The organism is Dellaglioa sp. CoH-56-MRSF-11 (genome assembly GCF_056782135.1).
Genome location: NZ_JBXAYE010000002.1, coordinates 305,662 through 318,065 on the forward strand (window position 1 = coordinate 305,662; position 12,404 = coordinate 318,065).

The window sequence follows — 12,404 nt, forward strand, 5'->3', positions numbered from 1 at the left end:
ATTTGTATTATTTTTTTGAAATTCCCCATGTTAATAATGATAAACAAAGATAAATAATTGCAAAAAAGATAGTGATACTTTGAAATAAATGGCACAACACACCTATTGCAAAAATAACTGGAAAGAAAAAGTTAAAAATCAAACTATGATCATTTCTACCAATAATAACACCAATAATGATAGAAAAAATGACATTTACTATAAATAAAGAAACACCAATTTTTATAACATCGTTTGCATTAACTAAGGTCAGTACCATCGGGACCACAATTCCGATGGCAATACTTACCGTTAAGTACCATGCAGCTGTTATGCTTAGAAAATTTTTCAAAAATATTTCCTCATTTCGTTTTCTCATGCCTTACTTAACTTAATTCACTAACAAATGAAAGGCTCGCTAATAAGTATAACGGAGCAGTCTCTGCACGTAAAATTCTAGGTCCTAAGCCTACCTTTTGATAACCAGCTGTAGCTAACTTATCAATTTCTGATTTTGAAATACCACCCTCTGAACCAAATACCGCAATCATATTTTGATTAGGTTCAATCAAATCAAATGATTTTTTTAGTTGGCTAACCTCACCTTGTTTAGCAGATTCTTCATATGCAACAATCTGAATATCATAAGATTGTTGAAATATCTCATCAATTTTTTTAGCGTATGAAATCGTTGGAATTTTAGTTCGATGTGCTTGTTCTGCAGCACCCTTAGCAATTTTTTTTAAACGTTCAATTTTTTTAGCCTGCTTTTTTTGATCCCATTTTGCAATAGAAAAATCACTATTAAAAAATATAAAATGGGCAGCCCCCATTTCTGTACCTTTTTGTACAATCCAGTCTGCCTTATCTTTTTTTGAAAGAGCCGACGCAATTGTTACTTCTACTGGCAACTCAACTAATGTTTCTACTGTCTTTTGATAATCAAAAGTAGCTGAACTTTCAGTAACCTGTTTCATCTTTGCAACAACAACCTCTGTTGATTGCTTAACGAGTTCAACTTGATCACCAACAGCCAAACGCATAACTTTAATTGCATGATGAAAATCCTCATCTGTTAAAATTAACTCATCAGATTTCAAAAAATATCTCTGCATCTTTACTACCTAACCTTCCAAATCCATTTTAACTGCAATAATTGAGAACCAGTCACCCATATTTAAAATCTGTTGTATTTCAAATCCACCAGTTACCAGTGACTCCTTGATTAAATCGACTTTATCTGCAATAATCCCAGATGTCACAAAATGGCCACCTGGATTTAAATTTCTTCTAGCTTGCGGAATTAACGGTACAATAATTTCGGACAAAATATTAGCCACAATTAAATCAACCTTATTATCAATACCATTTAGTAAATCATTAGCTGCTACATGTATCTGATTTGCAATTGGATTTAAGTTGAAATTTAATACGGCAGCATCTACTGCAATATCGTCCAAATCATACGCATCAATATGACCAACACCAAGATGTTTTGCAGCAATACTTAAAACACCTGAACCTGTTCCAACATCAATCATAGATTCATTTCCACGTATTACTTGCTCTAGTGCTACCAAAGCTAGCCGGGTTGTGGGATGTGTTCCTGTACCGAATGCTTTACCAGGGTCTAAACGTATCACTTTTTCATCAGGTTGGACCACCTGATATTTCTCCCAACTTGGTACTATTGTTAGGAATCGGGTAACTCTAACCGGATGGTAGTATTGTTGCCATTCCAATCCCCAACCTTGGTCATCCACTTCATTCAATTCAATCAGACCACGTCCCGGATTAAGTCCAAAATCAGCTAATTGATTAACCCTACTCTGTATAGTTGGCAATATTTCAGGAATAAAAATAGTTTCAGGGAAAAAGGCAGAAATCTTTGCTCCATCATTTTGGTGCTCAACTGATGTAAAATCGTTCCCGTCTAAATTATCCTGCATTAATTTTTCAAAATCTTTTGAATCATCAATTTGGACACCTTCAGCACCACTTTCAATTAAAATATTAGAAACCGCTTCTACAGCTTCACTACTTGTTGAGATACTTACTTCTGTCCATTTCAAATTGAAATCCTCCTAAAATTTTGGATAAATTAATCGCATACTTTTTTCTGTACTTTGTGCTTTTTGAATTTTTTCAAAATCGCTAGCTGACCAACTTAGTTCAAAGAATTCAGCATCATCATCATTCAAAAAATCTAACAAATCACTTTGACCATTGTCTAGTACAATTTGTAAATAGTTAATAAATGCTGCTGCCTCTGAGCGTTCCCAACCCGATTTCCCTTGAAAGGGTAATGTTGTTAAATACTCTTTTTCAACTTCCTTTGAGTCAAAACGTTCTTCATCATAGAGTAATATAGCATCCCCAAATGAAATAATGGGTAATTCTGAGTTAACACCTTCAATATCAAGAATTGCTTGTTGTGACTTATTCTCAGCATAAAATGTGAGATCTACTGTAAATGTATGATCCTTTTTCTGCCAATCTAATACAATATCACCATCAAAATCAATTTTTGGTAATTCCTTCTTTAAATAATCAAACAATGTTTCTTGTGCCATACTATCACCTCATATTTTAAATAAATTTAAATTACATCAAATTTTGTTTAGTTCTCAAAGTTTATTATAAAGCATTGCATTCATTCATGCATTAATTAAAGAGGAAAACGATAACAATTTATCGCTTTTTTTGGTAAACTAAGGTTATTAAAATATTGGGGAGGTTTTATTTATGGGAAGAAAGAAAATGATTTTGGATTTAGACACTGGTATTGACGATGCATTGGCTATTGCCTATGCTCTCGCTAGTACCGAAATTGATTTAATTGGTATTGTAGGTTCTTACGGTAACCTGCAAATGCTAGCTGGTGTTCAAAACAGTTTGAACTTACTTAATTTATTAGGTGAATCAAATATTCCAGTTTATCTCGGTGAGAAACATTCAATCACGACTCAATCTTTTGATACTTTAGAAATAAGCCAAGAAATACATGGTATGAACGGTTTAGGTGACATAAAAATCCCTAAATCAAGCCAACCATACGCCTCAGAATCTGGAATCGATTTTATTATCGATTCTGCACATGAATTTCAATCAGATTTAATTATTGTGCCTACTGGTCCATTAACGAACTTATCATTAGCCATAAAAAAAGATCCTAAAATTGAAACATTAATTGGTAAAGTCGTTTTAATGGGTGGTGCTTTAACAATCCCTGGAAATGTAACTGCCGTTGCTGAAGCAAATATTAATCAAGATCCAGAAGCCGCAAATGAAGTATTCCAAAGTAAATTGCCTATTACAATGGTAGGTCTAGACGTAACACTTAAAACACTTTTAACAAAAAAAGAAACAGAGCTATGGCGTGAAATTGACAGTCCATCAAGTCGAGCTTTCGCCGATATTGTTGATTACTATATTAACGCCTATGCAAACCTAAAAACAAATTTAGACGGCTGTGCTTTGCATGACCCCTTAGCTGTTGCCGTTGCTATAGATGCATCTTTAGTCACTACTTTACCTATCAATATGAAAGTTGACACAGAAGCGCCTTTTTCTGGACGTACAATCGGTGACGAGACACGCCTAAATTCAAATCAAGCAACAACGGTTGTCGCTGTTGCCGTTGAAACCGAAAGATTCTTATCGACTTTTATGACACGTTTATCAACTTTATTTTCAAAAAATTAAATTTAACGGAGTTTACTTATGCAATATCTCGGTCCATTCATTCTTTCCATTTGGTTTATTATGACCACTATTATTTATATTTCTACATTTACGAAAAAAAAACGTCGAAAATTTTCATATAAGTCACTTTTTTTTGGCTCGTTAGCCTGGGAAAAAAATAGTCGTAACTGGCTATTGATACTGGGACTTTTTTCGCTTATTAGTTTAAATCCTATTACAGATACATTTATCTTTTTGATGATACTTGGTGGTTACATTGCTGTTACCTCATGTTTAAACTTATTCTTACATCATGGTAATCGCCGTCAAACTATTCTAATCATTATTCTTTCCTTCTTTTTAATTTTAGCAGCATTCTATCCTTTATTATCAAATTTTAAATAAGTAAAGATAGTTGCTTTAAATTAACTCAAAGACGATAATGTAAGCGTTAACTGTAATTTTAATAAACTTTATTATTCATACTACTATTTATTCAAGGGAGATCACTATGCCACATATAATCGGTGTTGATATTGGAACAACAAGCACGAAAGCAGTTTTATACGATCTTAAAGGTACCGTAATTGAATACGCTAATATTGGTTACTCACTTTATCAAGAAGAAAATGGGATGGCTGAACAAGATCCTGATGAAATTTATGCTGCTGTAACAAAAGCAATCACTGAGGTCAATAAAAAAGCGAACTTACGCCCCACTGATTTAAAAGGCGTTTCATTTTCAGCTGCCATGCACAGTTTAATTCTACTTGATAAAAATCATAAACCGTTAACTAGATCGATTACTTGGGCTGATAACAGAGCTAGCAAGTGGAGTGATGATTTAAATGAATCAGGTGTTGGTCATGAAATTTATCTCAAAACTGGAACACCTATTCATCCTATGTCACCATTATCAAAACTAATTTGGTTAAAGAATGATAAACCAGATTTATTTAATCAGGCAGCCTATTTTGTTGGTATTAAAGATTATATTTTATATCAATTATTTGATCGACTTGTTATTGATCATTCTTTAGCGTCAGCTACAGGCTTATTCAATATTTTTAATTTAGATTGGGATAAGCAAGCATTATCTGTAACTGGTGTCACACCTGAACAGTTACCAGAACTAGTTGAAACAACGTACCAACTATCCGGACTAAATACTGAATTTTCTAAAATAACTGGTATCCAACGTGATGTTCCTTTTATTGTTGGTGCAAGTGATGGTGTTCTATCAAACCTTGGTGTTAATGCTATCGAACCGGGTGTTGCGGCTGTCACAATTGGTACGAGTGGTGCCGTTAGAATGGTTATCGATCACCCTGTTACAGATCCTAAAGGTAGACTATTCTGTTATGCGCTCGCCAAAAATAAATGGGTCATTGGTGGGCCAGTTAACAATGGCGGTATCGTCTTCCGCTGGTTGCGCGATGAGATATTTACACCCGAAAAAATTACTGCTGAACAAATGAAAATTGATCCCTATGAAGTCATCACTCAAATTGCAGAAAAGGTTCCTGCCGGTTCCGATGGACTCCTCTTCCACCCCTATCTTGGTGGCGAACGGGCACCACTCTGGGATGCTAATGCTAGAGGTTCATTCTTTGGTTTAACACGTCAACATACACGTGCGCATATGGCTCGAGCTGTACTTGAAGGGATCGTTTTCAATTTAGACATGGTCATGTTAGCACTAACTGAAATTGCTGGGAAACCCACTAGAATCCAAGCAACAGGTGGTTTTGCCCAATCATCTTTATGGCGACAATTATTAGCCGATATTTTTGAACAAGAAGTTACAATTCCTGAAAGTTTTGAAAGTTCTTGTCTTGGCGCAGCTGTCTTAGGAATGCAAAGTTTACATTTAATTGCTGATCTATCTGCTGTTGAAAATATGATTGGTTCCATGCATGTCCACCAACCACAAAAAGAAAACTTTGAAGTATATCGTGAGCTATTACCTATATTTGTTCGAGTAAGTAGGTCATTAAGCGCTGAATATAAAAATATTGCTGATTTCCAGCGGAAACATTATCATCAAATCTAGTTTCATTGGGGGAAAGTTACTATGCCACTTTTAATTGTTTTTATTGGGATTCTCTTTTTACTTTTATTAATCATTAAATTTAAATTAAATACATTTGTTTCATTAATTATCACATCATTTGTTGTTGCCATTGGATTAGGGATGCCTTTAGATAAAATCACGACTTCTATCGAAAATGGTATTGGTAGTCAATTAGGTCATTTATCCTTAGTCTTCGGTTTTGGTGCTATGCTAGGTAAACTGGTTGCTGATTCAGGTGGTGCTTATCGGATTGCGACTACTTTAATTAACCGATTTGGTCGAAAATGGATTCAATTAGCAGTCGTACTTGCATCATTCATTATTGGTATTGCATTATTTTTCGAAGTTGGTATTGTTTTATTGATCCCAATCGTTTTTGCGATTGCTACGGAATTAGGAATTTCAGTTTTATATCTTGGGATTCCCATGGCAGCTGCACTTTCAGTTACTCATGGCTTTTTACCACCTCACCCCGCCCCAACTGCAATTGCATCAGCACTAAATGCTAATGTAGGGATGGTTCTTATTTACGGATTACTATTAGCTATTCCGGTAACATTGATTGCCGGTCCACTTTTCGCTATGATTGCAAAAAAATATATTCCTTCGGCATTTAAGCAAAAAGGAAATTTAAGCGCATTAGGAACACAAAAAGAATTTAAACTTGAAGATACACCTAGTTTTGCAATGAGTACTTTGACATCTTTATTTCCCGTTGTAATTATGGCTATTTCAACAGTTTACGACATGATTATTAATAAAGGGATAACACCAAAGAACCCTAACTCTATAGATTCCTTTTTCATGTTCGTTGGGTCTCCTGGCGTTGCCATGCTGCTCTCCCTTCTGTTCGCTATCTATTCAATGGGTATTGCCCGAAAGATCCCAGTCAAAGATATTATGGCTTCTCTTGAAGTTGCCATTAAACAAATTGCAATGCTACTCTTAATCATTGGTGGTGGAGGTGCATTTAAGCAAGTTCTTGTTGATGGTGGTGTCGCAGATGTTATCTCAAGAATGTTTGAATCCTCATCGTTATCACCATTATTGTTAGGCTGGTTAATTGCTGCACTTCTTAGAATTTCTCTTGGTTCTGCAACAGTTGCTGCATTAACAGCTGCCGGTCTAGTCAGTGGTTTAATAGCTGGGTCAGGCGTTGATCCTGCATTAATGGTTATCGCCATTGGTTCAGGTAGTTTAATTGCATCTCACGTAAACGATGCTGGTTTCTGGATGATTAAAGAATATTTTGATCTAACCGTTAAAGAAACACTCGCAACGTGGACCGTTCTTGAAACAGTCGTCTCTGTTTCAGGGCTCGGTGGTGTTATGCTTATTAACTTATTCGTATAAATTAATAAAAGGCTAAGTTATTTTAGATAACTTAGCCTTTTATTATGTTGTTAAATTTAGACATGTGTTAAAATAGACACCATTCTAAATTGAAATTATTGGAGGCAATATTATGGATTCACTATCTGCTATCTTATTATTACTTGGTGGCGTGGTTATCGCAAATGTGATTGCTGTTAAGTTTCCAAAAGTTCCACAAGCTTTTTATCAAATTGGTATAGGATTAGCGCTTTCTTTATTACCAAATTTCCAACATTTCGAACTTAACCCAGAATTATTTTTTATGATAATCGTTGCACCTATTATTTTCAATGAAGCCCAAAATACATCTAGAAGAGCATTAGCTAGAAATATTTTAACGACGCTTTCATTAGCCATCATTTTAGTTGGTGCAACAATAATTGTCACTGGGTTTTTAGTTCACTCAGTCTTACCTGATTTATCACTTGCCTTAGCATTTGCGTTAGCAGCGATTGTCACACCCACAGATACAGTAGCAGTATCTTCAGTGACAAAAAATTTACCGATTCCTGAGTCAATGATGAATATATTGGAAAATGAATCCTTGTTTAATGATGCATCTGGTATTGTTGGTCTTAGTTTAGCATTAACTGCTTTCTCTTCAGGTACTTTTTCTATGAACGAAGGTCTAAGTGCTTTTAGCACATCATTTTTTGGTGGACTCTTAATTGGTGCATTTTTAGGATTAGTATTCGTTAAAATAAGGTTAACGTTACTAAATTGGCACATCGAAGATACAGCAATTATGATTCCAATTGAAATAATAACTCCTTTTTTAATTTATTTTATATCTGAAGAATTAGGTTGTTCAGGTATTTTAGCAGTCGTTGCTGCCGGTTTAATTCATGGTGTTCAAAAAGATCGTTTACGGTTATCTTCAACTAAATTACAATTTATATCAAGTAGTATTTGGAAAGTACTTACAGATGCTTTAAATGGGTTTGTTTTTGTAGTTCTAGGTTTAACATTGCCTACTGTTACCTCGGATTTATTAAAAAGCTCAGGATTTAATTCACTAATTTTACTTGTTATTAGTATTGGTATTTACTTTATTATGACACTAATGCGTTTTCTATGGTCCCACTTCCTATTAAAAAATTTATCAACAAAAGACGATTTTACATTTGCCCTAAGTGGAATTCACGGAACAATTACACTATCCATGGCATACTCATTACCATTAGTAACTGTTTCAGGAATTGAATTCCCTATGAGAAATGAAATCATTTTTATAGCTGCATTAGTTATATTAATTAGCATGTTAGTTCCTACTTTCCTACTACCGCACTTAATTACCAAAAAGAATGAGATTACTATTTTAGAAAATATTGGTGAAATTCGTTCTAAGATGGTTATTTACACTGTTGAACAACTTAATGTCACAAATATTCCTAGTCCAGAAAGACAAACAGTAATTGAAACGCTATATAACCAACAAAATTTTTTAAAACGGCCTAAAAAGAGTGATTTTTATGACCTATTAGAAAAAACACAAGAAATTGAAGAAAATATTTTGCATGAATTATTATCGAGTGGTCAGGTTTCTGAAAAAACTGGTTCTTGGTACGAAAAGTATCTTGCTACAACTTATCAATCAACCCGTGGATTTTCACTTAAACATCTCATAATACACTTGAAATTCTATTCACTTCATTTATTTAAACATTTTGCTATTAAGAAAGGCGAAAAAGCGCTATCTCAGGTTACTGAAAATCAAAAAAATACTTTCAAAAAATATTATAATAATACAAAAGATGACTTTATTTTAATGGAGGAATCTAGTTATCAGGCAGCAATTACTTATTTAACCTCTATTACCACTGTTGACAATTCAATGGCCGTTACTCTGGTTAGACAATTTTTATCAGTTAGACACAGAAGAATGTTTTCAAATGAGACTGAACTTATCTTACAAAATAATATTTTTATAAATGCCTTTCAATTAGAATATAATTTTGTTCAACTTCAATTAGAACAAAAATTAATCACCCCTGCAACGGCAAATCTGTTAAGAGAACAAATTTCATACGATGAGATGGTTTACATGCAAAATAATGAAGCATACTTATCATAAAAAAAACGACAACCAGACTTTTCCGGTTGTCGTTTTTACTTATTTTTTCTTAGATTCTTCATCTTCATCAATTTTCAAGACTGCCATAAATGCTTCTTGTGGAATCTCAACATTACCAACTTGTTTCATTCGTTTCTTACCAGCTTTTTGTTTTTCCAAAAGTTTCATACGGCGTGTTCGATCTCCACCATACAATTTAGCTGTAACATCCTTACGGTATGCTTTAATATTTGTTCTTGCAATAATTTTTTGTCCAGCAGCAGCTTGAACTGGAATTTCAAACATTTGGCGCGGAATTAATGATCTTAATTTATTGACGATACCTTTTCCACGTTCAAAAGAAAAATCACGATGAACAATAAAACTCAATGCATCAACTGCTTCACCATTCAACAAGATATCAACTTTAATTAAATCACTTGGACGGTAACCCTCTTCTTCATAATCCAGGGATGCATATCCACGTGTATTAGATTTTAATTTATCAAAGAAATCAAAGATAATTTCTGATAAAGGCATATGATAAATAATATTTACACGGAATTCATCTAAGTAATCCATCGTCTCAAAAACACCACGTTTTTTTTGACAAAGTTCCATGACTGCTCCAACATATTCATTAGGTACCATAATACTTGCTTTCACATAAGGTTCGTTAATTTGCTTAATTGATGATGGTTCTGGCATTTCAGAAGGGTTAGAAACAATTATTTTCTCACCATCAGTTAAATCAACATGATAAATTACAGATGGTGCCGTTGTAATCAAATCTAACCCAGATTCACGTTCTAACCGCTCTTGGACAACATCCATGTGTAATAACCCTAAAAATCCACAACGGAACCCAAATCCTAGTGCTTGTGACGTTTCTGGTTCAAATTGTAAAGCAGCATCATTTAATTGTAATCTTTCAAGTGCCTCACGTAATTCATTATATTTTGAATTATCTACGGGATATAACCCACAATAAACCATAGGATTAATTGCACGGTAACCATCTAGTGCTTCAGTTGCTGGATTGTCAGCTGAAGTTACTGTATCACCAACTCGTGTATCTCGAATATCTTTAATTGCCGCTGTAACATACCCAACATCTCCGGCCATTAAAAAATCACGATTAACTGCTTTGGGTGACATAACCCCAACTTCAGTCACTTCATATTTTTTCTTACTATTCATTAATTCAATTGTGTCGCCAGGTTTTACAACACCGTCAACCACCCGAATACTCAAAACAACGCCACGGTAACTATCATAGATTGAATCAAAAATTAAAGCTTTCAATGGTTTTTTTAAATCACCATTTGGTGCAGGAATTTTCGTTACAATCTGTTCCAGCATCTCTTCAATACCAATACCATTTTTAGCACTTGCCAGAACGGCATCAGAGGCATCTAATCCGATAACATCTTCAATTTCTTTTTTTACCATTTCAACATTAGCAGATGGTAAGTCAATTTTATTAATAACTGGTAAAATCTCCAAATCATCATCAATCGCTAAATAAACGTTTGCGAGTGTCTGTGCCTCAACACCTTGAGCAGCGTCTACAACAAGTACAGCACCTTCACAAGCCGCCAAACTCCTTGAAACTTCATAAGTGAAATCAACATGTCCTGGTGTATCAATTAAATGAAAGATATATGTTTCACCATCTTTAGCAAGATAATGTAATTCAACCGCATTTAATTTAATTGTAATTCCACGTTCTCGTTCAAGATCCATCGAATCGAGTAATTGATTTTGCATCTCACGTTTAGTAACTGTATCAGTCATCTCGAGGATACGATCCGCAAGTGTGGATTTTCCATGATCAATATGTGCTACAATCGAAAAGTTTCGAATATGTTTTTGTCTATCTTGCATTTCTTCAAAATCCATTAATAGCGTCCTACTTTCTTGTTTCTATCTCTTCTGATTATAACAATCAACGCTACTAAACACAATTACAGTTCGCATACAAAAAAATAGAATCATCTTAGAAGACGATTCTATTTTTAACTTTATTTCTTATTTTTAAATTGATCTTTTAACTTATCAAATAAATTACCTTCGCCAACAACGTTTTTACCGCTAGCTGTAGCAAATTCTTTCAAAGCATCTTTTTGTTCTTTTTTAAGATTACGAGGTGTTTCAATATTAACCGTCACTTCTTGATCACCATTACCCTTACCATGTAATTTAGGCGCACCCTTATCACGTAATCTGAAAGTCGTTCCAGTCTGTGTTCCAGCGGGAATCTTCATTTTTACATCTCCATGAACGGTTGGAACCGTTACTTCGTCGCCCAATGCAGCTTGGACAAAGCTAATTGGAACATCAATGTAAATATCAGGACCTTCACGGTCAAATGTGCCACTAGCCTGAACTCTAAAGATAATGTATAAATCTCCATAAGGTCCACTATTTTCACCAGATTCACCTTGTCCTTGAAGACGCATCTGTTGACCATCTTCAACACCAGCAGGAACAGTTACTTTAACTTCATGTCTTTCATCAATATGGCCTGATCCATGACATGTATCACATTTTTCTTTAATCTCTTTACCTGTACCATGACAAATATCACATTCTTGTTCAGTCATCATGTTTCCAAGTGGCGTACGACGCTCAACTTGGATAGTACCTCGACCACCACATTTATGACATGTAATTGGAGAAGTTCCAGGTTTTGCTCCAGAACCAGAACAAGTAGCACATAGACTTTTACGATTGTATTTAATTGTTGATTCTTTACCAAAAACACCTTCATTAAATGTCAATGTCATCTCGTATTGCAAATCACGACCTGCTCGTGGAGCGGTTGGATCTTGGGAAGCACCACCACCGCCGAAAAATGAACTGAAAATATCTTCAAATCCACCGCCGCCAAATCCACCTTGTTGTCCTTGACCACCAAATCCTCGGTAAGCACCACCTTGAGACCCAGCTGAACCATATTGATCGTATTCAGCTTTCTTTTGTGGATCACCAACTGTTTCATATGCTTCAGTGATTTCTTTAAATTTATCTTCGGCACCAGCATCCTTATTAATATCCGGATGATATTGTTTAGATAACTTACGATACGCTTTTTTTATTTCTTCAGGTGACGAATCTTTAGTCACACCAAGTACATTATATGGATCTTTGTTCTCTGCCATTCCGTACCTCCGAATAACCTTTTTGGTTTTTATTGCTCTAAATAGGATAACATGTCTAACATGAAATAAAAAGCCA

11 protein-coding genes are annotated in these 12,404 nt (G+C 34.6%); 5 read left to right on the forward strand and 6 right to left on the reverse strand.

Annotated features, from left to right (window positions below; all coding sequences use genetic code 11):
* Positions 1-7 precede the first annotated feature (7 nt).
* The 4 genes from AC1RPT_RS03420 to AC1RPT_RS03435 are packed head-to-tail and all read right to left on the reverse strand — an operon-like array spanning position 8 to position 2,552.
* Complete coding sequence (locus AC1RPT_RS03420; protein WP_481762180.1) at positions 8-331, reverse strand: hypothetical protein; 324 nt, start codon at positions 329-331, stop codon at positions 8-10.
* 34 nt (positions 332-365) lie between these two features.
* Complete coding sequence (locus AC1RPT_RS03425) at positions 366-1,094, reverse strand: 16S rRNA (uracil(1498)-N(3))-methyltransferase (RefSeq protein ID WP_481761366.1); 729 nt, start codon at positions 1,092-1,094, stop codon at positions 366-368.
* Positions 1,095-1,103: 9 nt separating this feature from the next.
* Positions 1,104-2,051, reverse strand: a complete 948-nt coding sequence (gene prmA / locus AC1RPT_RS03430; protein WP_481761367.1) for a 50S ribosomal protein L11 methyltransferase — start codon at positions 2,049-2,051, stop codon at positions 1,104-1,106.
* Between the two features lie 12 nt (positions 2,052-2,063).
* A complete protein-coding gene (locus AC1RPT_RS03435) occupies positions 2,064-2,552 on the reverse strand; it encodes a DUF3013 family protein (RefSeq protein ID WP_481761368.1) in 489 nt (162 codons plus the stop codon).
* A 172-nt stretch (positions 2,553-2,724) separates the two neighbouring features.
* Between AC1RPT_RS03435 and AC1RPT_RS03440 the strand changes: the two genes are divergently transcribed.
* The 5 genes from AC1RPT_RS03440 to AC1RPT_RS03460 all read left to right on the forward strand — a co-directional run bounded on the left by AC1RPT_RS03440 (position 2,725) and on the right by AC1RPT_RS03460 (position 9,185).
* Positions 2,725-3,684 (forward strand): nucleoside hydrolase, encoded by a 960-nt coding sequence (locus tag AC1RPT_RS03440; RefSeq protein ID WP_481761369.1) that lies wholly within the window; start codon positions 2,725-2,727, stop codon positions 3,682-3,684.
* Between the two features lie 18 nt (positions 3,685-3,702).
* Positions 3,703-4,068, forward strand: coding sequence for a hypothetical protein (locus tag AC1RPT_RS03445; protein WP_481762403.1), 366 nt, complete (start codon positions 3,703-3,705; stop codon positions 4,066-4,068).
* 106 nt (positions 4,069-4,174) lie between these two features.
* The gene (gene gntK / locus AC1RPT_RS03450; protein ID WP_481761371.1) at positions 4,175-5,716 is read left to right on the forward strand and encodes a gluconokinase; all 1,542 of its coding nucleotides are present in this window, start codon (positions 4,175-4,177) and stop codon (positions 5,714-5,716) included.
* Between the two features lie 21 nt (positions 5,717-5,737).
* Positions 5,738-7,090 (forward strand): gluconate:H+ symporter, encoded by a 1,353-nt coding sequence (locus tag AC1RPT_RS03455; protein ID WP_481761372.1) that lies wholly within the window; start codon positions 5,738-5,740, stop codon positions 7,088-7,090.
* Positions 7,091-7,202: 112 nt separating this feature from the next.
* The gene (locus AC1RPT_RS03460; RefSeq protein ID WP_481761373.1) at positions 7,203-9,185 is read left to right on the forward strand and encodes a cation:proton antiporter; all 1,983 of its coding nucleotides are present in this window, start codon (positions 7,203-7,205) and stop codon (positions 9,183-9,185) included.
* A gap of 39 nt (positions 9,186-9,224) precedes the next feature.
* On the opposite strand, the gene lepA is transcribed toward AC1RPT_RS03460, so the two are convergent.
* Together lepA and dnaJ are read right to left on the reverse strand one after the other, a co-directional pair.
* On the reverse strand, positions 9,225-11,066 hold the full coding sequence (gene lepA, locus AC1RPT_RS03465; protein WP_481761374.1) for a translation elongation factor 4: 1,842 nt from the start codon (positions 11,064-11,066) through the stop codon (positions 9,225-9,227).
* 122 nt (positions 11,067-11,188) lie between these two features.
* Positions 11,189-12,328, reverse strand: a complete 1,140-nt coding sequence (dnaJ, locus tag AC1RPT_RS03470; protein ID WP_481761375.1) for a molecular chaperone DnaJ — start codon at positions 12,326-12,328, stop codon at positions 11,189-11,191.
* Positions 12,329-12,404: the final 76 nt, after the last annotated feature.